At 37.7% G+C, this 25,982-nt stretch carries 31 protein-coding genes; 16 read left to right on the plus strand and 15 right to left on the minus strand.

Translation table 11 applies throughout. From position 1 onward, the window contains the following. Positions 1-138 precede the first annotated feature (138 nt). The 3 genes from BUA11_RS02875 to BUA11_RS02885 all read left to right on the plus strand — a co-directional run bounded on the left by BUA11_RS02875 (position 139) and on the right by BUA11_RS02885 (position 3,062). Positions 139-654, plus strand: a complete 516-nt coding sequence (locus tag BUA11_RS02875; RefSeq protein WP_072758130.1) for a transcription repressor NadR — start codon at positions 139-141, stop codon at positions 652-654. Positions 655-684: 30 nt separating this feature from the next. After that, positions 685-1,209: a cysteine hydrolase family protein gene (locus BUA11_RS02880; protein WP_072758132.1), complete on the plus strand. Its 525-nt coding sequence runs from the start codon at positions 685-687 to the stop codon at positions 1,207-1,209. A gap of 230 nt (positions 1,210-1,439) precedes the next feature. Then, positions 1,440-3,062, plus strand: a complete 1,623-nt coding sequence (locus BUA11_RS02885) for a DEAD/DEAH box helicase (RefSeq protein ID WP_072758133.1) — start codon at positions 1,440-1,442, stop codon at positions 3,060-3,062. A 67-nt stretch (positions 3,063-3,129) separates the two neighbouring features. On the opposite strand, the gene BUA11_RS02890 is transcribed toward BUA11_RS02885, so the two are convergent. From BUA11_RS02890 to BUA11_RS02920, 7 genes are read right to left on the minus strand one after another with little or no spacing between them, the layout of a single operon-like run. Next, positions 3,130-3,819 (minus strand): metal-dependent hydrolase, encoded by a 690-nt coding sequence (locus tag BUA11_RS02890; RefSeq protein WP_072758135.1) that lies wholly within the window; start codon positions 3,817-3,819, stop codon positions 3,130-3,132. Positions 3,820-3,852: 33 nt separating this feature from the next. After that, positions 3,853-4,302: a hypothetical protein gene (locus BUA11_RS02895; protein ID WP_072758137.1), complete on the minus strand. Its 450-nt coding sequence runs from the start codon at positions 4,300-4,302 to the stop codon at positions 3,853-3,855. 15 nt (positions 4,303-4,317) lie between these two features. Next, a complete protein-coding gene (locus BUA11_RS02900) occupies positions 4,318-5,427 on the minus strand; it encodes an NADH:ubiquinone reductase (Na(+)-transporting) subunit F (protein WP_072758139.1) in 1,110 nt (369 codons plus the stop codon). Positions 5,428-5,463: 36 nt separating this feature from the next. Continuing rightward, positions 5,464-6,066, minus strand: coding sequence for an NADH:ubiquinone reductase (Na(+)-transporting) subunit E (locus BUA11_RS02905; protein WP_072758141.1), 603 nt, complete (start codon positions 6,064-6,066; stop codon positions 5,464-5,466). Continuing rightward, complete coding sequence (locus tag BUA11_RS02910) at positions 6,063-6,716, minus strand: NADH:ubiquinone reductase (Na(+)-transporting) subunit D (RefSeq protein ID WP_072758143.1); 654 nt, start codon at positions 6,714-6,716, stop codon at positions 6,063-6,065. Before BUA11_RS02910 ends, BUA11_RS02905 begins: the two co-directional genes overlap by 4 nt. A gap of 1 nt (position 6,717) precedes the next feature. After that, positions 6,718-7,326 (minus strand): RnfABCDGE type electron transport complex subunit G, encoded by a 609-nt coding sequence (locus BUA11_RS02915; RefSeq protein ID WP_072758145.1) that lies wholly within the window; start codon positions 7,324-7,326, stop codon positions 6,718-6,720. Beyond that, the gene (locus tag BUA11_RS02920) at positions 7,323-8,252 is read right to left on the minus strand and encodes an RnfABCDGE type electron transport complex subunit D (RefSeq protein WP_072758147.1); all 930 of its coding nucleotides are present in this window, start codon (positions 8,250-8,252) and stop codon (positions 7,323-7,325) included. Before BUA11_RS02920 ends, BUA11_RS02915 begins: the two co-directional genes overlap by 4 nt. A gap of 201 nt (positions 8,253-8,453) precedes the next feature. On the opposite strand from BUA11_RS02920, the gene BUA11_RS02925 reads away from it, so the two are divergent. The 6 genes from BUA11_RS02925 (at position 8,454) to BUA11_RS02950 (ending at position 13,905) form a co-directional block, all read left to right on the plus strand. After that, entirely contained in the window at positions 8,454-9,326 is an 873-nt protein-coding gene (locus BUA11_RS02925; RefSeq protein ID WP_072758149.1) for a cytochrome b5 domain-containing protein, read from the plus strand. Between the two features lie 31 nt (positions 9,327-9,357). Then, complete coding sequence (locus BUA11_RS02930) at positions 9,358-9,732, plus strand: hypothetical protein (protein ID WP_072758151.1); 375 nt, start codon at positions 9,358-9,360, stop codon at positions 9,730-9,732. 189 nt (positions 9,733-9,921) lie between these two features. After that, positions 9,922-10,254: an Asp23/Gls24 family envelope stress response protein gene (locus BUA11_RS02935; RefSeq protein WP_072758153.1), complete on the plus strand. Its 333-nt coding sequence runs from the start codon at positions 9,922-9,924 to the stop codon at positions 10,252-10,254. 32 nt (positions 10,255-10,286) lie between these two features. Then, on the plus strand, positions 10,287-10,616 hold the full coding sequence (locus BUA11_RS02940) for an Asp23/Gls24 family envelope stress response protein (protein WP_072758154.1): 330 nt from the start codon (positions 10,287-10,289) through the stop codon (positions 10,614-10,616). Between the two features lie 149 nt (positions 10,617-10,765). Beyond that, a complete protein-coding gene (gene trhA / locus BUA11_RS02945) occupies positions 10,766-11,428 on the plus strand; it encodes a PAQR family membrane homeostasis protein TrhA (protein ID WP_072758156.1) in 663 nt (220 codons plus the stop codon). A gap of 35 nt (positions 11,429-11,463) precedes the next feature. Next, positions 11,464-13,905, plus strand: a complete 2,442-nt coding sequence (locus tag BUA11_RS02950; protein ID WP_072758159.1) for a SpoIID/LytB domain-containing protein — start codon at positions 11,464-11,466, stop codon at positions 13,903-13,905. A gap of 21 nt (positions 13,906-13,926) precedes the next feature. Here the strand turns inward: BUA11_RS02950 and BUA11_RS02955 are convergent, their stop codons facing one another. From BUA11_RS02955 to acpP, 8 genes are all read right to left on the minus strand, one after another. Beyond that, a complete protein-coding gene (locus BUA11_RS02955; protein ID WP_072758160.1) occupies positions 13,927-14,784 on the minus strand; it encodes a GNAT family N-acetyltransferase in 858 nt (285 codons plus the stop codon). 39 nt (positions 14,785-14,823) lie between these two features. After that, positions 14,824-15,144: a L7Ae/L30e/S12e/Gadd45 family ribosomal protein gene (locus BUA11_RS02960; RefSeq protein ID WP_072758163.1), complete on the minus strand. Its 321-nt coding sequence runs from the start codon at positions 15,142-15,144 to the stop codon at positions 14,824-14,826. A 37-nt stretch (positions 15,145-15,181) separates the two neighbouring features. Next, complete coding sequence (gene folE2 / locus BUA11_RS02965) at positions 15,182-15,964, minus strand: GTP cyclohydrolase FolE2 (RefSeq protein ID WP_072758165.1); 783 nt, start codon at positions 15,962-15,964, stop codon at positions 15,182-15,184. A gap of 44 nt (positions 15,965-16,008) precedes the next feature. Next, positions 16,009-16,542, minus strand: coding sequence for a tol-pal system YbgF family protein (locus BUA11_RS02970; RefSeq protein ID WP_072758167.1), 534 nt, complete (start codon positions 16,540-16,542; stop codon positions 16,009-16,011). Next, the gene (locus BUA11_RS02975) at positions 16,539-18,026 is read right to left on the minus strand and encodes an HD-GYP domain-containing protein (RefSeq protein WP_072758169.1); all 1,488 of its coding nucleotides are present in this window, start codon (positions 18,024-18,026) and stop codon (positions 16,539-16,541) included. Before BUA11_RS02975 ends, BUA11_RS02970 begins: the two co-directional genes overlap by 4 nt. Further along, the gene (locus BUA11_RS02980; RefSeq protein ID WP_072758171.1) at positions 18,023-18,952 is read right to left on the minus strand and encodes an ABC transporter substrate-binding protein; all 930 of its coding nucleotides are present in this window, start codon (positions 18,950-18,952) and stop codon (positions 18,023-18,025) included. The genes BUA11_RS02975 and BUA11_RS02980 overlap by 4 nt, the downstream gene beginning before the upstream one ends. 35 nt (positions 18,953-18,987) lie before the next feature. Continuing rightward, a complete protein-coding gene (locus BUA11_RS02985; protein WP_072758173.1) occupies positions 18,988-19,674 on the minus strand; it encodes a glycerophosphodiester phosphodiesterase family protein in 687 nt (228 codons plus the stop codon). 145 nt (positions 19,675-19,819) lie between these two features. Then, positions 19,820-20,053: an acyl carrier protein gene (gene acpP, locus BUA11_RS02990; RefSeq protein WP_072758175.1), complete on the minus strand. Its 234-nt coding sequence runs from the start codon at positions 20,051-20,053 to the stop codon at positions 19,820-19,822. Between the two features lie 210 nt (positions 20,054-20,263). Here acpP and BUA11_RS02995 point away from each other — a divergent pair, with 210 nt between their 5' ends. Genes BUA11_RS02995 through BUA11_RS03025 form a run of 7 tightly spaced genes read left to right on the plus strand, consistent with a single transcriptional unit; the run spans position 20,264 to position 25,940 of the window. Continuing rightward, positions 20,264-21,112, plus strand: a complete 849-nt coding sequence (locus BUA11_RS02995) for a DegV family protein (RefSeq protein ID WP_072758177.1) — start codon at positions 20,264-20,266, stop codon at positions 21,110-21,112. 36 nt (positions 21,113-21,148) lie between these two features. Beyond that, positions 21,149-22,378, plus strand: a complete 1,230-nt coding sequence (fabF, locus tag BUA11_RS03000; RefSeq protein WP_072758180.1) for a beta-ketoacyl-ACP synthase II — start codon at positions 21,149-21,151, stop codon at positions 22,376-22,378. Positions 22,379-22,385: 7 nt separating this feature from the next. Beyond that, complete coding sequence (gene fabZ, locus BUA11_RS03005; protein WP_072758320.1) at positions 22,386-22,829, plus strand: 3-hydroxyacyl-ACP dehydratase FabZ; 444 nt, start codon at positions 22,386-22,388, stop codon at positions 22,827-22,829. Positions 22,830-22,831: 2 nt separating this feature from the next. Then, on the plus strand, positions 22,832-23,815 hold the full coding sequence (gene fabK, locus BUA11_RS03010; protein ID WP_072758322.1) for an enoyl-[acyl-carrier-protein] reductase FabK: 984 nt from the start codon (positions 22,832-22,834) through the stop codon (positions 23,813-23,815). After that, a complete protein-coding gene (gene fabD / locus BUA11_RS03015; RefSeq protein ID WP_072758324.1) occupies positions 23,815-24,711 on the plus strand; it encodes an ACP S-malonyltransferase in 897 nt (298 codons plus the stop codon). Before fabK ends, fabD begins: the two co-directional genes overlap by 1 nt. Further along, on the plus strand, positions 24,701-25,255 hold the full coding sequence (locus BUA11_RS03020; protein ID WP_072758182.1) for a biotin transporter BioY: 555 nt from the start codon (positions 24,701-24,703) through the stop codon (positions 25,253-25,255). Before fabD ends, BUA11_RS03020 begins: the two co-directional genes overlap by 11 nt. After that, complete coding sequence (locus tag BUA11_RS03025) at positions 25,242-25,940, plus strand: beta-ketoacyl-ACP reductase (RefSeq protein WP_072758184.1); 699 nt, start codon at positions 25,242-25,244, stop codon at positions 25,938-25,940. The genes BUA11_RS03020 and BUA11_RS03025 overlap by 14 nt, the downstream gene beginning before the upstream one ends. Positions 25,941-25,982: the final 42 nt, after the last annotated feature.

Raw genomic sequence — 25,982 nt, forward strand, 5'->3', positions numbered from 1 at the left:
AAATTTTAGGATTTTCGAAGGCGGGGCAATTTTCAAGCCCCGCCTTATTTTTTCACAGTAGTTAGTAATTGCCGTTCTTAACATTTTTTTGTGAAATGTTGTATAATAAAGCTGAACACCGAAACAGGGGTGATTAGAATGGAAAGAAAGTATCAGATTTTAGAAGTGCTTAAGAAGAGTAAGACACCCATTAAGGGAAAAGATTTGTCGGAGATGTTTAATGTAAGTAGACAAATGATAGTCTCAGACATCGCTGAGTTAAGAGAGGAAGGATACAAAATTGTTTCCACAAGAGATGGATATGTCTTTGACCATGGCAATACTGTGAGAAGGGTCATTGCTGTGAAACACAATGTGAGTGATATATATGACGAACTCAAAAAGATTGTAGAAAACGGTGGTAAGGTTCTCGATGTTATAGTTGAGCATCCAATATACGGAGAATTGACAGGTCGTATAGATGTGGGGACTCTTGATGAAGTTGAGAAATTTGTATCTCTGCTTGCCTCAACCGGTACTAAACCGTTGTCTGAAATATCAAACGGTATCCACCTACATACAATTGAAGCACCAGACGAAGAGACGATGAATAAAATACTGAAAGCAATAAGAAGATATCGAATAACAAAAGATAATGAAGAGGCGACAGAATAAAAACGTAAGTCTAAACAGGGGGTGGTTCTAATGGAAGCTCTTATAATTGTTGATTTACAAAACGACTTTGCAAAACCAGGTGGTGCATTATACTTTCAAGGTGCAGAGAATGTCATTTCTCCAATAATAGAATTGGTTAATGATTTCAAAAAACGGAATCTTCCGATCATTTACACTCGAGATTGGCACGAAGATAACGATTATGAGTTCGACGTATGGGGCGTCCATTGTCTGCACGATACTAAGGGCAGTGAAATTGTCGATGAATTAAAAGAAGCTTTAGTTGGATACGATAAGGCATACGAAATTAAGAAGAGTAGGTACTCTGCGTTCTATGGAACAAACTTAGAAAATCTGCTCAAAGAACTCGGAGTAACGAGTGTTCATGTTGGTGGACTGGTTACTCACATATGTGTCCTATTTACGGTTGAGGAGCTTAGAAATAGAGGAATAGAAACAACTGTCCATACAAAGTGCGTTGATAGTTTTGACAAGGCAATGCACGAATTCGCTTTACGTCAAATGAAGGAAGTGTTACTTGCTAAGTTGGTATAAGAACATTTTCTTTCCAAATACGAGAACGCAATTGTAATCAATCTTAATAGGATGTTAATTGTACTTTGTCGAAAGTGTGTTAAACTTACTTAGCATGTGTGAATATCTAACATATTGCACGCCACACCTTTCTCCTTGCTGATTGGAAATCCGCCCGAATTTTATCGTAAAGAGAAAAAAGCAAGGTGAGGGGTGGAGAAAATATCGCGAGGAGAGAGGTAGAAGAACATATGAACAGTACGACAAGTGTTGAAACAAAACTTAGTTTCAAAAATTTTGGTTTAAGCGATGAAACACTCAAGGCTATTGAAGAAAAAGGGTACGTGGAACCAACGGAAATACAGAGGTTAGTCCTCCCAATAGCTTTGGGAACAGATAAGGACATCATTGCGCAAGCTCAAACTGGTACTGGGAAAACCGCAGCCTTCGGAATTCCAATACTTGAAAGAATTGACTTCAAATCAGGCAAGAGTATCAAGGCTTTGATAGTAACACCAACAAGGGAACTTGCATTGCAGATATACGAAGAGTTGAAAAGTCTTAAAGGAAACCGAAGAATCAGAATAGCCACAGTATATGGTGGGCAGTCGATGGAAAGGCAGTTAAAGGATCTGGAAAAAGGCGTTGACATAGTTGTTGGTACACCTGGAAGACTGCTTGACCACATTAATAGAAAGACAATGGATCTCTCGAATGTCCAATATTTGGTACTTGATGAAGCAGATAGAATGTTAGACATGGGATTTCTTGACGACGTTTTGGAGATTATAAAACAAACGCCAGAGTCTAAAAGAACGTTCCTTTTCTCGGCAACTATGCCAAAGGAAATAGTTAACATAGCAAGAAAATTCATGAAAGAATACGAACACATCTCAACAGTTGGAGAAGAGCTAACCACAGAGAATGCAGAGCAGATTTATTTCGAAGTCGATGAAGCTGATAAATTACCACTTCTTTGCAGAATTATTGATATGAATCCTGGTTTTTACGGTATCATCTTCTGTCAAACAAAATCCGAAGTGGACGAACTATCAAAGAAACTTTCTGATCTTGGATACAACGCAGATGGTTTGCATGGAGATTATTCTCAGTACCAACGCGAAAGAGTTCTCGACAAGTTTAGAAAGAGGCAATTGAATATTCTTGTGACCACCGATGTTGCCGCTCGTGGAATCGATATAGAAGGTCTTACACATGTGATTAACTATTCAGTACCGAGAGACCCGGAATATTATGTACATAGAATAGGAAGAACTGGCAGAGCAGGAAAAAAAGGGTTTGCCATTACATTCGTTACTAAAGATGAATATTATCACTTTTCAAAAGTCAAGAGATTTGCAAAAGCCAAGATTGTAAAAGACAAAGTACCAATGGTTGAAGAAATCCTTAATAGACAGCTTGAAAATATTGTAGAAAGTATAAAATCAATGCCCCATGTATCAAATGAACTATATAAGGATATAGCGCAGAAACTTCTTCAAGAGATGGGACCTACGGAAGTTGTTGAAATGCTCCTGCACGCCCTTCTCAAAGAGAGAATAGATGTCGAAAGATACGGAAACATAAAGCCAAAGGATTTCTCGAAGAATGTTAGCAAAGATTCAACAGTGAGATTGTTTGTTGCTCTTGGAACTTCAAAAGGCCTCGACAAGAAAAAACTCGTTGAGTACATTTCTGAAAAGACGGGAATCGAACAAAGGAACATTAACAACGTGCGTATATTTGAAACCTATTCTTTTATAGACGTGAGCGAAATCGATGCGGAAATAATCATGAAGACTTTCAACAAGAGTTCAAGAAGAGGCAAGAAGCCATCACGGCCGCTTGTGCAAATTGCAAAACCAAAGAATTAATCAAGCTTAGTTTAAGATAATAGTGAAAAAGGCTCGCAATTTGCGAGCCTTTCGTTTTTTATCATATTTAGACGCCTTCACAAGAAATACTTTCACCTGGTTTCAAAATAACACATCTCAGTCCAAGTTTTTCTACACCGTCTTTGAACTTCTCGGCATCAGCATGTATTATATCCCAGGTATTGTAATGTATAGGTACGACAGTCTTAGGTTTGAACATTTCAACAGCGATTAACGCATCTTCCACATCCATTACGAAATTACCGCCTATCGGTATGAAAGCGATGTCTACGCCTTTCAATAGTTCCATTTCCTTTGTCAAACCGGTGTCACCAGCATGGTAAATAGTTTTGCCTTCAGCTTTAATCAAGAATCCGCAGGGATTACCCCCATATATTACCTTATCTCCATCATGAATACCAGAACCGTGGAGTGCTGGTGTGAGTTTCACTTTCCCAAATTCAAAGTAGTATACCCCTCCAACGTGCATTGGATGCACTTTACACCCTTTGGTTTGGAGATAATTGCAAAGTTCATAGTTTGATATAACAGTGGAGCTATGCTCCTTACAGATTTCTACAGTATCTCCTATGTGATCAGCATGTCCGTGAGTAACTAATACGTAATCAATCTTTGGAAGCTCAAATCCCTTTGGAAAAGCAGGATTTCCGGATATGAAAGGGTCTATTATCACGTTGTACTTTTCTTCGATATCGCTTACAAGTACAGCGGCATGTCCCAAAAATGTAACTTTCATAAATCCCCCTCCTTTAATAGTAGTGAAGAAAATTCATTCGTATAATACTGCCTTAATAATTGCAGGTTCTAATCTAAATCTTGCACCCTTTCCTTGAAGGAAATGATGCGCCGCAAGCAGATGAATGGACAGTTCACTGTACATTAACTCACTATTGTTGTTCACATTTCTCACAACCGCTACGCGCTTTCTAAAAATCCCGTCTTGAAATGGACAAGCTAAAAATCCGCGTGCCTCGTCTACACGTATCTCCCATTTTTCGAACCTAATCGGTTCGCCAAGCCCTTTCAGACCTTCTTTCATAAGTTTTCTCATCAATTTCGCTACCTCAACAAAATCAAGCCCTAAGAACTGAAATTCTTCTTCATCCGCAGCTATTATATCTACGATATTTCTATCATCATCTCCTAAAAATCCATCTGCTGTTATCTTGCCTGGTTTCATATTCTCTTGAGCTCTTATATATTTGGGAGTCATTTTCATATGTATCCCCCCTCATCATGCGAATTTGTCGTAATAGACATCTTTGACTCCATGGTTATCAAAAACCTGGACACACGCGTTTATCATTCCGGGACTACCGCACAAATAACCTTCTTTTGGATTCTCATTTGGTATAACACTCTGCAAATATTTATCAAGAACATTTGTAATAAGTCCTGTTTCTCCGTCCCAATTATCCTCCGGTAGTGGATCAGAAAGCGCTGGTATGAAGTGAAATTTATCCCATTTCTTTTCAAGTTCTCTGAAAATTTCAACGTAGTACAGATCTCTCTTACTTCGAGCTCCGAAGAAGTACCAAACATTTCTATCTGTGATTCCCCTCTCCCACATATCGAAGATTATGGATTTTATCGGTGCCATTCCACTTCCACCAGCAACCATTATCATATCAGCGTTTGTATCGCGCATGTAAAAATCGCCGAAAGGTCCAACAACCTCTACAATATCTCCTTCTTTCATGTATTTGTGAACGTAAGTGGTAGCTATACCACCAGGAACTAATCTTATCAACAGCTCAACATGATTCTTATCACTTGGCGAAGAAGAAATGGAATATGCTCTTTGTGTTGATTCTCTTATGTTTTCGTAAGGTGGTATAACCAGTTGAACGTATTGACCTGCTTTGAAACTAACTTCTTTAGGCTCGACAAGCCTTATTCTTAATTCCTTTATGTCGTACGTAACATCTTTCAAGCTTTCAACAATTCCTTTGAATTTCCTAATATTGAAGAGTTCTTCCGGCAAGTAAATCTTGATATCCTTTTTCAATTTTATTTGACATGCAAGCCTTACGTTAGCATTTATTTCTTCTTTTGACATGTACGGTAATTCGGTGGGCAGATGTGGACCGACATCGGACAGGACTTTAACTTTACATGCACCGCAACTACCTCTCCCGCCACAAGCCGAAGGTACGAAAATTCCTTGTGAACTGAGTGTTTGAAGCAACGGAGAACCTCCGTTTACTTTCAAGACCTTTTTTGAATCATTTATATCTATCTGCACTTCGCCGTAATTATTTACTATGCTATCAACTATGGTGATAATTATTGCAAGGACTGTACTAACCGCTGATACAACTAAAGGCGCAATAATCATACTCATACAAATCACCTGCCCATTTTACAAAATCGCTCCGCTTTACTGAACGTTTATCATGCCAGCGAAACCTATGAACGCCATAGCCATGATTCCGATAGTGATAAGTGTTATACCAACACCCTTTAACGGGGCTGGAACAGGAGCATTGTCTGTTTTCTTCCTAATTGCAGCCAAAAGAACTATTGCAAGCCACCAGCCAATTCCGCTGCCTAAACCAAAAAAGACTGACTGGATGAAAGAATAATTGCGCAGTTGCATGAAAAGTGCAACACCAAGGATAGCACAGTTAACTGTTATTAATGGTAAGAATATACCAAGGACCATATAAAGTGTTGGTGAAACTCTATCGATTATCATCTCGAGAACCTGAACAACAGCCGCGATGACGATTATATAAACTATGTATCTAAGATAACCTAAATCAAGTGGTTGAATTATGTACTTCTCTATCAACCAGTTCAGAGCCGTGGTCACGGTCATAACAAGCGTAACAGCAACGCCCAGTCCGTTAGAAGACTTGAGGTCTTTTGAAATAGATATAAAAGAACACATCCCTAAGAAGTTTGTTAATAATATATTGCTTGTAAGGATAGATGCAAAGAAGAGAATTAATGGGTTTATGTTAGGAATTAAACCTGTCATCTTTTATCACCCCCTACTTGTGCTGGCTGTTGTACGCTTTGTCTCGATGTCTGAATATCTTTCTTTATCTGTGCACCTCTCACTATCCAAATAAAAGCAGCAAGTACGAAAAATGCACTTGGTGGCATTACCATAATTGTCCACTTTGTAAAGGAATCAGGTAGAACTGGAAATCCTAAGATTGTACCAAATCCGAGAAGCTCCCTGAAGAAAGCAACGGTGACAAGCACCAACATATATCCGAGACCGGCTGTGAAACCATCCCAGAACGAGATTAGAGGCTTGTTTCCTTGCGCAAACGCTTCTGCACGTCCCATTATGATGCAGTTGGTAATTATCAATCCAACATATGGACCAAGAGCTTTACTAACCTCAGGTACGTACGCCCTCAGTATTATATCAACGACAATCACATAGAATGAGATCACAAGAACCTGAGTGATCATCCTGACCTTTCGAGGTATGATGTTCCTTATCATTGAGATAGTGAGATTTGACAGGGCGGTAACGAGAGTAACACCTATAGTCATAATAAGTGTGTTGCGCAGATTGTTTGTGACTGCTAAAGTAGAACAGATTCCTAATATTTGAACAAAAACAGGATTTTCAAGCCAAAAGTTGTTCTTGAAAATCTTCTTGAAATCTGACATATCACTTCACCCCCAACAATTCTTTTAAAATGGGGATATAAGTTGCTATGATTTTCTCAATAGATTTTGAAGTCAAAGTTGCACCTGTTATTGCATCGACTTGACCATCGTCTTTTGTTTCACTCACTTTTGTTGTTGATACGATGATTCTATCATTCACAAGACTTTCGTTTTTAAATTGATCCTTAAACCAACTTTCTTCGATTCTACCACCAAGTCCCGGTGTTTCACTTTGAGATATGAAATCTATACCTACTATTTTTGAGACGTCTTTATTCACAGCCAAAACACCGGAGATATTTCCCCAAAGACCACTTCCGTTGAATAAAATAGCATATACTTCGTCACCGTTAACAACAGCGGAAAATAAGGTATACGAACCTACATTTTCAACCTTAACTTGCGATTTATATATCTCCAATGCCTCTTCATTCGATTTATAACTTATCCCCATTGCATTCAAAACAGCCCTTACTGTAAACAATTCTTGATTGATCTTTACCTTTGACGTTGTTAAGTAATTCAAACCAGAAAGTACAAATACAAAAACAAAAGATATAACAAAAGTAAAAATCACGGTATAAATTTTACTCTCCCTGTCAAATTTCATGCTCCCACCTTCTTTGCTTCAGGAACGGATTTTTTCACTTTTTTCTCTTTTATAATTTCATCAAGAAGTGGTGCGAATACATTTCCTATTAAGATCGCGAAACTCCATCCCTCAGAGAATAGTGAGAACGTCCTTATAATAACACCGCTTACACCTATTATCATTCCATAAATCCACTGCGATTTAACCTTCTTTGGTGCAGTTATTGGCTCTGTTGCCATAAAGACTGTTACAAAAATCAAACTACCAGACATGATAGCAGGTAATGTTGGCAGTGCCTTGGGCACGTTGAGAATGTCTAAGAAGAACGTTAACAATGCAGCAGCGCCATATGTGGAGAGCATAAGCCTCCAGCTTGCTGTCTTTGTGTAGATTAAATATACAGCAGCTGCCAGAATCAGAAAGACAGGCGCCTCACCAAAAGAGCCAGCGCGCCAACCCAAGAATAAATCTAAAATATTAACTAGACCGTTCTCTCTTAATATCTGCAAAGGCGTCGCGGAAGTAATGGAATCAAGACCAAGAATGGAAGGTCTGACCCAATTCGTAGTCATGTAGACTGGAAAGGTTATATATATAAACAACCTTCCAACAATAGCGGGATTAAAAACGTTCCTTCCAAAACCGCCATATACTTCTTTACCAAAAGCCACTCCAAACGCAATTCCAAGCGCTGCTACCCAGAATGGAACCTTTGGAGGAAGCGAAAGCAAAAACAACATTGCCGTGACAAGAACAGCTTCACTAACAGGTTTGTTTTTGTTCCTTTCAAATGCGTATTCAACCAAAATGGCAACGCCAAACACAACCACGGCATTAATCAAAACTGTGAAACCGTAAGCAAATACAGAGAACAATAAAATAGGCAATAGAGCATACAACATCTTTCTCATCATGGGTTGCTTCTGAAAAAAGCTCTTTGCCATAGCACCACCCCTTTCTGATTGAAAGTACAATTTATCATCCCACACAATGTACAGCATATATAATTATACCATGTTTTGTTTTTTCTAAACAACAAAGTAGTCAAATTTCTCTAACTTCAATTTAGGTAAAACTAAGTCTTAATTTGCTTAGAATTCTATTTTCTGATATAATAAAAAATGGAGTTGCAAGGAGGTGGAATTATGACAAGATTTTCAACAGCAGCAGTGCTATTAGTTGTTATGGTGATGACTGTATTTGCCGGACATCTTGACAACATTTTCAACATTTCTAACTTCAGTGGTCAGTACAAAATCATCTCACCTCAAACTCTTGAAAAGACTTCCGGCTGGGTTTCTGTTGAAGGTGTAATTTACAATCTTGGTAGTTCAGTGTTGAAAAAGCACGTAAAACTCTCAGAAATCGATTCAAAATTGCTGACGAAAGACAAAATTGTGGGATTGCTTGGTGTTACGTACTCTGAATTATCCAAATACAACGGTAAGAATGCTCCAGTTATGGTATCTGTGGGCGGTATTATCTATGACTTGAGCAATTCTAAATCATGGAGTGGTGGAAACCACAAGAATCAACATACAGCTGGTCAAGATTTGACATATGATATTTTAAAACTCTCACCACACGGGATAAGCAAAATCAAATCCTTCCCATCGTATGGTGTTCTTGTCTTTACGCCAGATGAGATGTTAAAATTCGATGGAAAAAACCAGAAAAAGATATACGTTTCCGTGTACGGAATAGTCTACGATGCAACCTATTCAAGAAAATTCTCAGGTGGTGAGCATTACGGACATGATATGGGTGTTGACCTAACAAATGAAATACTCTCATTGCAAGGTCACGTTAACTTGCTGAGCAAATTGTATGCAATAGGATTGTACGTATTTGATGAAAAAAGCATTGCGAAATTCGACGGCAAGAACAACAAACCGTTTGTAATTGCCGATGATAAAGTTTACGATATCTCCAAAAATTCTGATGGCGTGAAAGCCGGCTCTATGCTTACAGGTACACCTCGAAAAGAATGGTTAGTCGTAGGATATGTATTCAAATAACCTATGACTTAAACAAGAAGGGAATGATTAAATGCTTTTTCGCTACCTTGGAATAACCAGTGCTATTCTACTATTTTTTCAACTATCATTGTTCTTGTTCAGAAGATTGTACAAGTACCTTCCAAAAAAACCAAAGGTGTTTATACCATTGCTGAAATTTCTTAAGAATGCCCATACTTATACTGGGATAGCTCTTGTTGTAATAGGATTCATTCACGGAATGCTGATACTTGGAAGAATTCAGCTTCATACAGGATGGATACTCTGGTTTGGTGCACTAATTATGTTTATCAGTTTCCTTTTCAAGAATAGAGTAGGCAAGAAATGGATAGTGATTCACAGAGCAATGGGGTTTGTCCTTTTGATGCTCTTAGCTATTCATTACTTCTTCCCATGGATTCTGTGACTAAGAAGACTGGTAAAATGGCCTCCCTGTTCTTGATCCGGTGTGGGTTCAGGGAGGCTTTTTGATTTTTGGTAAAACCACTTGACATATCTTAACGTAGTAGTAAAATCTATTTACTGCGTATTAAAATACTATGTTACACAGTAACATTTTTTAAGTTATTTTAACCGTGGTATGGAGGTGATTATAGTGAAGTTTCAAGGAACTTGTGGAGAGGTTGAAGTGACACAAAAGGCGTTAAAGAAAATAGTATATTACTCATTAACAGAGCTTTCTGATAAGTTAAGTGTATCCGCGAGAAACTGGCTGCAGAAGGTTTTAAACATATTCTCTTCGGAAGAGTCAAACTTGGTTATCAATGATGATTCCGGTGTGACGATTGACCTGTACGTAGCTGTTGGTTATGGAATAAACATCCCTGAAACTTTTGCAGTTGTCAAAGATAAGATTATAGAATCCTTTAAGAAGCATTTTGCAATTGAAAATGTAGATGTAAACATGCATGTTACCGAACTTAAGTAACTGCATGATACAAAAACATGGGAGGGTTGAACATGGGTTATGTTGAAATAAATTCCAATGTCTATCCAGAGATTGCGTACAGAAGTATTTGTGAGTATCTTGGAATTCAAGAGGCAGATAAAGTTATTAATTTTAAGAAAGGAAACATAGTTGTTGAAAAAGTACAATCTGCAAATGAAGACCAAAAGGAGATAGTTAGACTTTTTATTTCTCTGCCCGCTGAATTTAACAGTAATTTTGTAGAGTTTGCTAATTCTATTGCTTGTCACGTAAAAAAGAGTGTTCAAGAGATGACTGGTATGATGGTTGAAACAGTGAATGTGAAAATATCCGATGTTTTAAATGAAACGATTGCTGAATAGCTCTTGGTAGTTTTTTGCGTGCATTTGTTTTTCAGTCAATTGTGTTCTGATGAATTAGATGTATAATAAATAATATAATGATCAGTGTTATGCTATTGGACTTAAAGCCTTTCAATGGCTCTTTAGATTGTTGAGTAGGGGGAGCAAAGATGGCAAAAATAAAAGATAAAGAAAATATAGAAAAATACACTATAGGGGAAGAGATAGCAAATTCAGTTACTCATGGAGTAGGTGCACTTTTAAGCCTCGCCGGTTTTGTTATCCTTATAATTGTTGCTGCTAACAACGGAGGTGGAGGTAAACTTGCCTCAGCGATAGTTTATGGTATTTCTTTGTTTATTCTGTACATGAATTCAACTTTATATCACTCAATCCAACACAAAAAGGCAAAATACGTTTTAGAAATCATGGACCACTCATCGATATATATTCTGATTGCAGGAAGTTATACACCTTTCCTTATAATATCCTTAAAAGGATGGCTTGGATGGACTTTATTCAGTATAATTTGGGCTTTAACTATTGTTGGTATTGTCTTTAAGGTATTCTTTGTAAAAAAATTCATGATTTTGTCAACTTTGCTTTATATACTGATGGGTTGGATGGTTGTCTTAGTTTTTAAACCGCTCGTTAATAGTGTATCAAATGTGTCTCTTATGTTTCTCGTTGCTGGTGGTATATTATATACGGTTGGAGCTATCTTCTATGTATGGAGGGGTTTCAAATATCATCATATGATTTGGCATCTTTTTGTTTTGCTTGGAAGTTTGAGTCACTATTTTGCTATACTTGATGTGCTATTGACTAAATGAGAGACGTTAACTCATAATATTCACGGGGTGATAGTTTGAAAGTATTGCCTGGTTTACTCACGGTCCTTTTTCTAACATTCTTGATGTCAGTTTTTGGACAGACTTTTGCCTCTAATAATTTTACGATCAACATAGAAATTAGGTTCCCTGATAATATCTTTTTCGACTCGTCCCCAGATTTGGAAAACGACTTTGCTGCGGAGATAGTTTTCGAAGCTCCTAATGGAATGAGAATGTTATTTCCATCACATAGCCTCATTAACAGCTTTTCAGTTTCTAATCCAGGTCATTATAGAGTATTTGTTGATGTGTTTTATAAGAGCAAAAGGTATTTCACTGGAAATGGTGAAACATACGTTGGATGGGATAAACCAGATAGCTTCTTAGTTGTAAATCTAAAGCCCATTACCTCAAAACTTTTAATTACATTCAAGATGGACCAAAAGAGTGAATACTTTAAGGGTAAAGTTATATATTTGGAGAATGTGATCAGCAAAGAGCTCACAACGTTTAGTCAACTAAATGAAGAAGAACCAATAAACTTGGAGCTTCTTCCGAGCAATTATGAAATCGGTATTGCAAAAAACGATGGTTCGCTTACTAAGTTGGTCAACTATCCTATGGCACTTCAACCCGGTGAATTCTCAGCAATAATGATGAAAGTTGATACAAAGAAAAACAGTATAATTTTAGAAAAAAATGTTGCTCGCCTGTCAAAAGTAATCTCATTTGATTCAGAGGCAAAGAGGATATGCTTCGAACTAGAAGGAGATTTTAAGCTGTCAAAAGATGTAAAAGTGGTTGGGTATGAAAAATCAAATTGGGCTAATGTTCTCTACCCTGGTGTGAAAAACTTGATCGTTGAATTTTCAGGCGATCGCATATCACGAATTCTTTCCTTTGAGAATGATTTTCCAAAAAGAGTGAGAGTTCTTGTTAGCTCGAGGATTAATTCAGTTGGTGGTATGGTTTCAAATAAATTCAGCGATTTACTAATAGAACTTAACGGAATTTATGATTTGTATTCAGGGGTAGGTAATAACTTAGTGCGTCTTCTTTCACTGGTAGGAAATAGAAAAGTTATGTTGTATAAGAATAATGACTTTGTATACATTGAAACAGAAAGTGGAATATTCGGACCGTTTATAGATGGAACAAGGTTTTATTTGAAAAGTAAGAATTCTGATTCGTATGTTCTACTCGTTCAGAGAAGCAGAAACAAGTATTATGGCGATTTTGAAATACTGGCCACAACACAAGGTGGATTTTATTTGATAAACGATGTAGAAATAGAACAGTACCTCTATTCCGTTGTCTCAAGCGAAATGCCCTCGACTTATCATTTAGAAGCTCTTAAAGCTCAAGCAGTAGTTGCCAGAACATACGTTATAGACAAGATTCTTTCTGATCGAAGGTATACAAAAATTGGTGCAAACATTGACGATTCAATAAATTTCCAAGCCTACAACACACAAAAAACAAACGAAAAAGCAGTAAGTGCTGTAAAATTAACCAGCGGAGAGCTAATGCTCTACAACTCTAAACCTGCATCGACATTTTACTATGCTGTTTCAGGTGGCGTAAACTTCGATGTTAAGGATGTCTTCAAAATGTCGGTACCATATCTGAAATCGAAAATCAACGGTACAAATATGGCAAGCATCTATTTTTTAGATGATGAACAAAGTATTCTGAATTTTTTGAAAAACTGGGATAGACAATCACTGAGCGAGATTGGCTTTGTTGAAGTCGAGAACGGATTTTTTAGATGGAAAGTTGAGTTTTCTCCACAAGAACTGTACGAGCGTTTAAGTAATCTGAAAGTAAAGTCAGTGTCAATGAAGAATTCTCAGTCTACAAGAGATAATACTCGCACCCTGCTTTATAGCGTGTTAGACTTGTCGAAAAAATTAGATGAAAAATATTGGAGTAATAATCCTGTTATTGTTGAAAACACTGATTTAAAAATTGAGGAAGCGGAAATTTTATCTTTGCGAGAGGAGCAAGGAATTAACTGTTTACAATATTCTAAGAATAATGCTCCCGTAGAAGTTACTGAGGAAGGAGTTACTGAAGAGGATAAGGAAAATGAAGAGAAAATTACAGACATATATATAAGCAAAAGAACTAATGGAAGATACGTGGAAGAACTCACTGTAGAGACGGCAGACAGCATATATAAACTTTCCGAAGCTGACGTTAGAAAACTTTTTGATATTTCAGGAAAGAAAATCACTTTACTTAATGGGATACAACGTGATGACTTTTCTTCATTCCCCAGCAAATTCTACTCCATTGATGTAATTAGGGACAGTGAACTAAACATTAATTCTGTAGTCATCTATGGCGGTGGGTTTGGACACGGCATTGGTTTGAGTCAAGTTGCCGCAAATGCATTTGCCAAAAAATACGGCTGGACATATCAACAGATATTAGAGTATTTCTATAGTGGCACAAAGCTTATAAAAGTTTACTAAGTCAATCTAAGTGAATTGCTACTAGAGTTTCCTGAACATTTCGTATTGAGTTAATACTATGTTAAATTTATTTTCTAAGAGAGCCTGATGCAACTTGTCATCTTCCGCAACAGAAACAACAGATATCAAATGAGCATTTGTATTTTGGAGAATATAGTCAACCGAGATATTAATGATAGATGACCAGTCCAAATCTTCTGAAGATTTCGGGGCACAATCTACAATGTAAGCACTGTTATCTTCATTCTTGCCCCATACTAAGTATCCTTCGACATTTTTAAAGTGCAATCGTACAAGGTTATATCTTCCGTCAGAAAGTAGGAGCGTAATTGGCTCACGCTGCCAATTTACTTTCCGTGGGATATTTATCTCGTTAGAGATAGCTATGGAATAGACAAGCCTATTATCAGCGGTAAATGAAGAGTATTTGATTGTCGATGGTTGAGGATTATTCAAAACGAAAGTATTTAGATTACGCACTTTTCGGAATCCGTTCTTGTCGTAAAAACGTACGGCTCGTTCATCTGAAGATGCAACCTCAAGGAATATACTATCTATATTTTTGGTTTTCAAATGCCTGAAAGCATGCTTCAGAATTTGCTCGGCTAAACCTTTTCCTCGCTCATTAGTGACTACTCCCATCGCGTCAATCCTTGCCTTGCTTCCTCGAACAGCAGTTAGTATGAAACCAAGCGGTTCATTGCCACGCAGAAAGATGAACGAATCAGCAAAAGATATGGAGTTTTCGCGTGCGTCCATTTTGAAAGATAAAACGTTCCAATTTATTGGAACTACATAATCAGCAAAGATTCTGTTTACTAACTCAACAAAATCTATCAAAGGGTATTCTGCTAACGTTACAACTCTCGTTTCAGTCATATAAACACCCCCTTGGAAGTTAAAGAACCTCGGTTAACATTATTTGTCTTTCAGAACGGTTTTGATTGCTCTTACCAAATTTTCGTCCTCAATCCCAAGAACCGATATTTCCTTCTTTCCAACAGCCTTTGCCAAAGTCTTCTTATCAAACACTTCAAAATAATCAACGTTGTTAATATCGCATCTTATTATAATATCCTTCTTAACCCTCTCACCTGCATCCTTCGCTATGATTAATAGTTTATCCTTAATTTTTGGGTTATTTAGATATTCTTTTATCATATCTTTTCCAAACACTATCTTATTTGCCTTTGCAGCGAATCCCAAGTAACTCAGTACTCTAATAAGTTTTTCTTCCATTGTTTCACCTCAATGAGATAATCGTTCAATAATGATTCTAAATATGAATTTCGTCACTCATAACACAGGCGTATGCGTTATGCAAATGAATTGATTCAAAACTTTCAACTTCAACTTTGTACCATCTTATTTTATCATATCTTTTAAGTTCAAGTGCAACATCTCTTGCTACATCTTCAACAAACTTAGGATTGTCATAAGCGTGTTCAGTTACATACTTTTCATCTGGTCGTTTTAGCAAAGTGTATAGGGGCGAACTTGCGTTTCTCTCCACAATTTCAATTATCTCTTCAAACCACACCATTTCCTTGCTTTCAAATGTGACTGTGCAGAAAGCTCTTTGATTGTGGGCTCCACGCTCACTGATTTCTTTAGAGCACGGGCATAAAGTGTGTATTGGAACTCTAACGCTTGAAAGAAAGTTAAAAGACTCATCGTACATTTCTGCTTCAAATGAACACTCGTATTCAAGATAACTTTCACTCCTGGACACAGGAGCCTGTTTCCTGAGAAAGTACGGGAAAGATATTTCGATAAAGGATCTTTTTGCATGTAGAACTTCCTTCAATCTGGAAAGTATCTCTCTAATTCTTCTTGGATTAATTTCAAGATGGTACTCATTTAAGACTTCGATGAATCTACTCATGTGCGTGCCTCTATATCTCTTTGGAAGATCAACATACATATTTACAGTAGCAACCGTCGACTGAGAACCATTTGTCTTGTCCAGAACAACTACGGGATATCTTACCCCTTTAACGCCAACCCTTCTTAGATAGACATTTCTACTATCATGTTGACTTTGAACATCTTTGAGCATCGTCTAGACCTCCGAGAAAAAAAATTAATGATTTTAGAAGGAGACTAATATGAAGTTGATAGTTTATTCAAAGCTTCTTCGACTCGTTTTTTCATGTCTCCAATCGATATTTCTCTGAGCAACATCAAAGCCTCTTTTCTGTATATTGAATACTGGAAATTATCTATAAACGATGACAGGAAAAGTTTTGCACTTTCAATTTCTCCAATTTTGTAAAGTGACATTCCAAGGTAAAAGTATATCTCATCAGCCCAAGGGTTTTCCTCGTCTTTGATGGTTCTCAATATATCAGCCGATTCTGAATAATTACCATTTCTGTAAGCGCTCTTGGCATTATCTATTTTCGTTCGTATAGACGTTATTTTTTGTTTTGAAACCAGATTTACCAGATCTTTCAGGTCATTTTCAGAAACGAACTTTTCAAAGTTTTGATCATTATTTACGTAAAGTTCGTACGCTTTGACTACCTTTTTTGTCTGCTCTAACTCATTTGATATTTTCAGACTATGAGAATAACTTACTATAAACAATACAGCAAATATAGTTAAAAGGATTAGACTAAATTTCTCTACTTTCATACACGCATCTCTCCGGGTAAGTTATCTTTATCTTCGAATTCGCGTGATTCTCCATGATTATTTAAAAGAATGTCAGAATTTGAAAAGTGTTCAAGAACAGTTTCCCTGAATACATTAAATAGCTCAGGATCGAACTTAGTGCCAACCATGGTTTGCATAAGTTCTAAGGCTTCTGATGGAGTCAATGCCTTCCTATACGGTCTGTCTTCGGTAAGAGCTATATAAACGTCAACAAGTGCTACAATTTGCGCTCTGAGGCTTAGTGTATCTTTTGAAAGACCATCAGGATATCCGCTACCATCTACATTTTCATGATGATGCCTGACTATATCCGCTACGAGTTCCCAACCTGGAATCTGTAAGACGACACGTTCTCCTAATATTGTATGCTCTTTCATAACTTCGAACTCTTCCAAACTTAGCTTTCCGGGTTTTAGGAGAATTCTATCGGGTATTCCAATCTTTCCAACATCGTGCAATATTGCACCGTACTTTATTGCGTTGAGTTCCTCGGGGTCAACAATTCCGAGCCTTGAAGCAACTGATAAAGAAAGCTGCATAACCTTCCTTGAATGTTCACCTGTGCCAACGTCTTTAAGCTCCACCGTTTCAGCCAAAGTATTAATAAGTAGAAAATTTCTTTCTTCTAAAGCTGATTGCATCTCTTCAATTTGAGACATTGTATTCTCAAGTTCTTCTGTTGTCGATTTATACCCTTCAATTGCTTCAACGTATCTTGAAAACAAGTTTTCCAAAGCTTGCTGTATCTTTCTCAGAGGTTCATGTTGAGTTTCAATTGGTTTATATTCTACATGCTCGCCAGTTTCTACACGCATAATCATATCGTTAATTATTGTCTCCAGAGCTTCTGTAGCTTTCTCCAAATCTCTCTGTTTATTCCAATGAATTCGGTTGATCGAGAGGAATGCAATCAGAGGTATGAATCCCCAAAGAGCCATGATGGAGGCTCTAAGCAATGTGATTTCGGTTGCCGGAATGATTGAAATATCGAATTTTGAATTTGTTGTTGCTGAATGCTTGAGAAATCTTGGAAGCGTATTGTTCTCCAATGCACCAATCAAGCCATAATTGTTTGAGTAAACAATTTTTCCGTCTAATGAAATAGCTACGGTATAGTCATCTGAAGGGAAGACGATCGCCGAAAAAGGTATTTCTATGAGTATCAATTTATCGCTTTCCTTCGTCACGTATTTTAGAGAATATTCTTTAGTCGAAATACCAGGCAAATAACTGTTCGGCCCCATTTTAAGATAATTTGAATAATCGTAATCGTTTATCTTAAAATCGTTCGAAAGTTCAGTAATTATGCCTATTCTGTTTTCTATGTGCTTGTCAATTGTGATCGCGAAATTCTTGAGATATACCGATGAGTAATTCAAAACTGAAGAAAAGTATAAGTAAGTCGAAAACAAAAAAACTATTAAAGAGAGAACAAGGATAATTATGATGTATTTTGCTTTCACTCTAAAAATACCTCCTTGAACTGTCCTTCTATCACTTTGTAAAGACCTATTTTCTGACTTATTCCATCTGGTGTAAAGTACAAATATCCCTCTCTGGTGTTTATGATTGATCTGCTTAAAAACCTTTTCATCTGCTCAATTGATAAAAACCTATGATCCGTTAATAGTCTCTCACATTCTTCTATTAGCTCTGTCTCCGTGTTTCGAACGCTTAAGGAAGGAACTATTGCATATGTATTTGCAACAACACTTCCGCCTAACGAGAGGAACTCAGGAGTGAAAGCTGCCTCACTTACTATTATTCTTACATCGTCATCTTTTGTCCTAATATATTTCACTATTTTAGCAGATTCTGTGCCTATAGTTGTCAAGATAACCGTATCAAATTGGCTAATCTCAATTGAAAAAAGAGAACTTACATCATCATAATAAACGTAGTTGCCTTCAAACACGTTCAGTAAGCTCTTAAATTCGTCGGCATATTCTCTATTATTATCATCCAGAACAAGCAATATACGTTTGGCTTCGAATAATTTAAGGTACTTTTTAAATACATCTATTATTTGCAAATTGCTTGGAGTGAGAGAATAAAAATAACCTGAATTCAAAAGCTTCGTAGAGGAAATTGTTGGAGAGATCGAAAGCATCTTGTATTTCTTTAAATATGGCAATATTTTCATTCCATCTGTTGACATTGATGGACCTATAACAAACTTAATTCCGAGTCTGGAAAAATACTGAAATGCTTTGTCGACGTTTCCCAAAGTGTTAAAAGTAACAAGATTTAGCACTGCCTTTTTCTCACTGAGATAGTCATCGGCATGTGTAATTGGGTTGTAAACATATCCAACAGTTTTAGAAGAATAATTAAACCATGTGTAGACGACAAGGAACATTAAAAATAAAACTATGAATAGTTTTCTCATCTTTTTAGACACCCCACATGGTTATAGATTATTGATTAGATAAAAAGCCTGACATCATCGGTGATAACATAATCTATTAAATCAAAAATATCTTTAATTACATCCTTTGAATTCACAGTCCAGAATACAATCTTTACATCAAGCCTTTTAAGTTCCTTCAGTATACTTTTCAGTCTTTCAGGATACTGCATATAACCTTCAATAGGAAGGTGTGCACTGTATGTATTAGTTTTGAATAACTGTAATATTCCTTCGTCACTCATTGAAAGGTGGCGATCATCAAAAAGATATCCGAACTTGAGAGTTGGATACTTTTGCTTTAGTTCCGAAATAAGAGTATGGTTAAACGAACTGTATATTATTTCTCCCTGATAAAGCTCTTCACACATCTTTAATGCAATTTCGCCAGCCTCGTATTCTTTCAGCTCTATATTCAAGCACTTGCCATCAGGAGCTGCCTTTAGAAACTCTTCTAACGTAGGGATGGTTAGTCCATCACAAGAATGTTCTTTTAGCTCAGCTAAAGTTAAATCATGAACTTTAAGATCGCTTCCATCAAAAGTTGAAAGATTATCATCGTGAATCAATACAGGAACACCGTCTCTTGTTAGTCTAACGTCCGTCTCGATACCGTCTGCTCCAAGATCAATCGCCTTTAAAAGCGAGGCGAGAGTGTTTTCCTTAACCAAAGTTGGAATTCCTCTGTGACCAAGAATATACATTATCTCATCTCCTATTGAAGGGTTACAAAAAAATTATATCAGAATTTTATTCCTAATCCAAACACAAATTTAAGAATTCTTGTAACAAATGAAAAAAGGTCTTGGGCAAACCCAAGACCTCTATTGAACTTATCTACTTTTCAAATCAAATTCGCAACTTTATGGCGTCCACTACATCTTTAACCGTTTTAATCTTTGATAAGTCTTGGTCACTGATTTTTACACCGAACTCATCTTCAAAAGCCATAACTAAGTCCACTATGTCTAAGGAATCTGCTCCTAAATCTTCAGTCAAACTCTTTTCCAGTTTAACGTCTGACGCATCAACACCAAGTTGCTCAGCGATGATTTCACATACCTTGCTTTCAAGTTCTTCCATATTATATACCCCCTTCTACTTCTTAAGACTTTTAGTTTCCAAATTCAATACGTTGTGACTCCTCACCAACGCAAATTAATATACCATATAAAATGTTTGTTGTCAACAACTATTTTTATGTATAGCAAAAAAATTAAACTTGACTAATTTTGTTGATGTTGATATAATTTGTTTGAGCTTCAGCTAGCTATCTTTTGAGAGGTGAGTAAAATGGTAACTTTCATCACTGACACTGGTTGTGATATTCCTAAGGCTTTGAATCTGCCTTATGAAGTCGAGTATTTGCCACTAAGGGTATTTTTGAAAAATCAAGAATACGATGACAAAGTGACAATAACACCTGAAGAACTTTATAATGATGAGCTAAAAGGTGAACTCGCGAGTACTTCTCTACCAAGGCCGGAGATTATCGAAAAAAGAATAAAAGGTGCTGCTGAGAAGAGTGAGTATGTATATGTAATAACCATATCTGCAAAACTTAGTAACACGCACGACCTTATAAAGAATATAGTCAATTCGCTAAATCTGAAGAATGTAAAGGTCTTAGATTCAAAAACCGCTTCAATAAAGCAAGCATATGTCCTCTTAAAGGCTATGGAGTATGTTCAGAAACGAGACAATCTTACGCAGGCTGTTATAGACAGTATAGTTTCCAATAGCCTTCTTGTGTTTTATGTGCCAACTTTGGAATATCTCTATAAAGGAGGACGAATAGGTAAAGCAAAAGCGCTTTTGGGAAAAGTTCTGAATATAAAACCAATTCTCACGACAGATAATGAAGGCGAAGTCAGCACACTTGCAACAGCTCGTTCTGTAGAACTTGCAATATCGTCGATGGCTAATCTTGCTAAGAATTTTGTTCAGAGCAAAGGGTTGGAAAATTCTTATTCTATTGTAGGCGGCTACACGATCGGTTCCACAAAGGTTAATTTAGAAAGGCTGCTTAGTAATTTCTCTACTTCAAGTGTGATCGGCTCTTCAACAATAGGTTCAGCGATAGCTGCTCACGTTGGTCCTGAGGCGTTCGGGTTGGTTATAGGCGAAAGGATAGAGTTATAACGACTAATCTTTACAATGCAGTGGAGGTGTTTGAAATTGAGAAAGGTCGTCATAACAGGTATGGGGGTTGTGTCTCCTTTGGGAAATAGTATTAGAGAATTCTCCCGGAATCTTAGAGGTATGGAGATTGGTATTGATCGTATAACGTCATTTGATGCTTCGCACCTTCCTGTCCAGATAGCAGCTGAAATTAAAGATTTCAAACCAGAAGAATATATGGACAAAAAGCTTGTAAAAAGGCTCGATAGGTACTCACAATTCGCTTTGGCAGCGGCAAGACAAGCAGTTGAGATGAGTGGACTAACGTTCAACGGCATTGAAGATCGAGTTGGCGTTTTGATATCTTCAGGTATGGGTGGATTTCTAACTCTATCTGAACAGAACGAGGTATTGCGAGAAAAAGGACCGGATAGGGTTAGCCCATTTTTGATACCGATGATCTTAATAAACATGGCAAGCGGCGTTGTAGCTATGGAATTTGGATTAAAAGGTCCTAACTTTGCACCTGTTAGTGCGTGTGCAACCTCTGTTCACTCGATAGCCATAGGTTCTATGCTGATAAGACATGGATATGCTGACGTAGTGTTAGTCGGTGGCACAGAAGCCACTATTGCACCACTTCCAATAGCTGGTTTTGCATCTATGCGGGCTCTTTCAACAAGAAATAATGAACCCAAGAAGGCTTCGAGACCATTTGACAAAAACAGAGATGGTTTTGTGATGGGAGAAGGTGCAGGCGTTTTAGTCTTAGAAGCCGAGGAGTTTGCAATCAAGAGAGGTGCCAGAATAATAGCCGAAGTTAAAGGTTTTGCGATGAACGATGACGCACATCATTTCAGTGCACCTGATCCAGAAGCCAATGGTTCATCTAAGGTGATGAAAGCTGCCATAAATGATGCGACACTCAAACCAGAAGATATAGATTTTGTTAACTGCCATGCTACGAGTACACCAGCAGGTGATGAGGTTGAACTTAAAGCAATAGAGAAAGTTTTTGGTGAACATGTAAAAAATATCTATGTCAATGCAACAAAGACACTCACTGGTCATTTGCTCGGAGCAGCCGGTGCTGTTGAAACGATAGGTGCGATAATTCAGATGAACGAGGGATTTGTACACGGCATGCCCAACCTTGAAGAACTTGATGGACCTGAATATTTCAATATTCCACGTGAAACAGTCAAAGCAAACATAAGAAACTTTGTCAAAAATTCTTTCGGTTTTGGTGGCCATAACGCTTCCGTGGTGGTGGGAAAATATGTCTAACATCTCAATGAAGAGGGAAGACATAATGAATATTTTACCACACAGAGAACCTATACTTTTGGTTGACGAAGTTATGGAAAAAGGTGAAGATTATATTATAGCCAAGAAGTACATTACAGCTAATGAACCTGTTTTGAAAGGGCATTTTCCTGATTATCCTATATATCCTGGCGTCTATATCATCGAAGGTCTTGCACAAAGTGCTGGACTTCTCTTACTTAAACCAGACTTATCAAACACCGTTCCGTTGTTTTTGGGTATCGACGAAGCAAGATTTAAGAAAGAAGTAAGGCCAGAGTGTGAGCTTGTTTACAATGTAAAACTCCTTGAACAAAAAGGTCCAATAACATTTGTTGAAGGAAAAGCGCTTGTAAATGGGCAAATTGTAGCGAAAGCGAGATTAATGCTTGGCGTTAAGGAGAATAACAACGGTGGGGTTGATGCTGTATGAAGATGAACAGAGTGTGCGAATTACTGAATATTGAATATCCAATCATCATGGGTGGAATGTCTTGGGCAGGAACGCCAGTCCTTGCAGCTGCTGTGTCAAACGCAGGTGGACTTGGAATAATCGGTTCCGGTGCGATGAAGAGGGAACATTTGAAAGAAGCGATTGACAAAATCAGAGCGCTCACAGATAGACCTTTTGGTGTCAATATTATACTTGTCTCACCATATGCCGACGAACTTGTTGATTTGGTCATTGAGGAGAAAGTACCAGTCGTAACTTTTGGAGCTGGAAACCCTGGTAAGTACATGTCAAAGCTTAAGGAAGCTGGCACTAAAGTAATACCAGTGGTAGCTTCCGACAATATGGCAAAGATGATGGAACGCATCGGAGCTGATGCTGTTATAGCGGAAGGTATGGAATCTGGAGGACACATTGGGGAGGTCACCACACTTGTACTTGTCAATGCAGTGTGCAAGGCTGTTAAAATCCCTGTAATAGCCGCGGGTGGAATTGCAGATGGTAGAGCAATGGCAGCCATGTTCGCTCTTGGAGCTGAAGGGATACAGATGGGAACAAGGTTCATTGCAACTGTTGAAGCAGACACTCACGAAAATTTTAAGAAGCTTATACTCAAATCTTCAATACGCGATACTGTTGTAACTGGAGCAGCACTCGGTCATCCGGCAAGAGTTATAGAAACCAGATTTGCAAAAAAGGTAAAAGAATTGGAAACTAAGAGTTTGCAGGAGGCGGAAGAAGTCTTAGTTGGAAGCTTAAGAAAAGCTGTCGTAGATGGTAATATCGACGAAGGCTCGTTTATGGCAGGGCAGTGTGTAGGCTTAATAACCGAGATAAAGACTGTAAAAGAAGTAATTGAAGATATCATCATTGAATTCCACAGAGCAATTGAAGATTTGATTGAGAAATCTCGTCTTGTAAGTAATTCAAAGGGCTTTAATGATGAAAAAGTGGGGGTGAAAATATGATAAGGGCATTCATATTCCCTGGCCAAGGTTCTCAATACAGTGGTATGGCTAGTGACTTTTCCAAATATGAATCTTGGGACGAATACGCTCAAAAAGCAAATGAAGTATTAGGCTTTTCTATCACAGAAATCATGGATGGTGACGAGGAAACTCTTAAACTTACAGAAAATGCCCAGCCTGCAATATATCTTGCAAGTTATGTTGCATATGTTGAGATCTTTAAGAAAGGTATAGAACCTGAATACGTGGCTGGACACAGTCTTGGCGAGTACACAGCACTTGCTGCCGCTGGTGTTTATGACTTCGAAACGGGCATATATTTAGTTAGAAAGAGGGGCGAGTATATATCGCAAGCTATCGAACCAGGTAAAGGAAGTATGGCTGCTGTTATCGGTGTATCTGCTGAAGAGCTTGAAGAACTTGTGAAAAAATATGAAGGATTATACATCGCAAATTACAATTCGAATGAACAGACCGTAGTTAGTGGAAAAGCAGAGAGTATTAAATCTTTTGTGATTAATTTAACAGAACAAGGAAAGAGAGCAATGGAATTAAAGGTTTCTGGTCCATTCCATACACCATACCTTGATAGCGCAAGGGAGAAGATGGCAAAGGAAATTGAGCATATAAAATTTAATAAGCCAAAATATCCGATAGTTATGAACAGTGTTGCAAAAGAAATCTCAGATCCGCATCAGATAAAACACTATGTCTTAGAGCAAATAAGTGGACCAGTTTATTGGAAACAATCGATCGACAGAATGTTGGAACTTGGTGTCGAAGAGTTCATTGAGCTCGGACCTAAGAACGTGTTGTCATCAATGCTTAAGAAAGCTAAGTTTAATGCCAAACACTTCACAGCTGTTGTTCAGGAGGGGGTCTTGGATGGCAAATAATTACAGATATACACAAAATAAATCGGAAAGGACTCTTCGGCTTGGGTTCATACCACTTTTTACAGCTTTGACAGCAGTTGGTGCACAGATTTCACTCCCTATTGGTAGTGTTCCGATTACGCTACAAATGCTATTTGTCTTCCTAACAGGTTTTCTACTTGAGCCAATCGACGCTTTTGTATCTATGGCACTATACTTAGTACTTGGAGCAAGTGGTATACCTGTTTTTGCAAATTTTTCAGCAGGATTATCACATCTTGTTGGTCCAACCGCAGGGTACCTTTGGGCATTTCCTATCTCGGCATTGTTGATAGCAAATTTGAGAAGGAAACTGGGCAATATTTTTGCAGGGTTCGTAGGATTATCGATAGTCTATTTTCACGGTTGGTTAGTTCTTGGAATGTATCTGAAGAACTTCAGTAAGGCTTTTTTAGTCGGTGTAGTTCCGTTTGCGTTAATCGATGCAGTCAAATTAGCTCTTGCGATATACGCAGCTCAAAAGATTGAAAAAGTATTAGGAGGAAGCGTGTATGGGAAAGCTTGATGGAAAAGTTGCTATAGTGACGGGGGCATCTGGCGGGATAGGTAGGGCAATTGCTAAGGAACTATCAGACGAAGGCGCTGTGGTGATTGGTTTCAACTACGCTCCAACAGGCGCTGATAATGAGTATGTTGTTGATATAACGGACCGAAAAAGTGTTGAAAATGCGGTCCATGATGTGATTCAGAAGTTCGGAAGGATTGATATGTTAATCAACAACGCTGGTATTACTAAGGATAATCTTACTTATAGAATGAGCTATGAAGACTGGGATAGCGTCATCAACACAAACCTGACTGGTGCTTTCAACTTGGTTAAATCATGCATAAGAGATATCGTTAAAAATCAAGGAGTTATTATCAACGTTTCGTCAGTAGTTGGACTGGAAGGTAATATAGGTCAAGCAAACTATTCAGCATCTAAAGCGGGACTGATTGGGCTGACAAAATCTCTGGCTAAAGAATTTGGAAGAAAGAACGTCCGGGTTAATGCAATAGCACCAGGATTCATTGAGACTCCAATGACCGAGAAATTACCAGAAGAGATAAAAAAAGCAGCGATAGAGAAGATATCGATGAGAAGATTTGGAAAACCGGAAGAAGTCGCAAAAGTAGTTAGATTTCTTGTTGCAGAAGCAACATATATAAATGGTCAAGTAATAGTGATTGATGGCGGTATGGAATTGTAATTTCAGTTGCTTAAAACTGAAATACTCCTCCTCTCTAAGTGT

Origin of the sequence: Fervidobacterium gondwanense DSM 13020, from assembly GCF_900143265.1 — a bacterium.
Classification (GTDB): domain Bacteria; phylum Thermotogota; class Thermotogae; order Thermotogales; family Fervidobacteriaceae; genus Fervidobacterium; species Fervidobacterium gondwanense.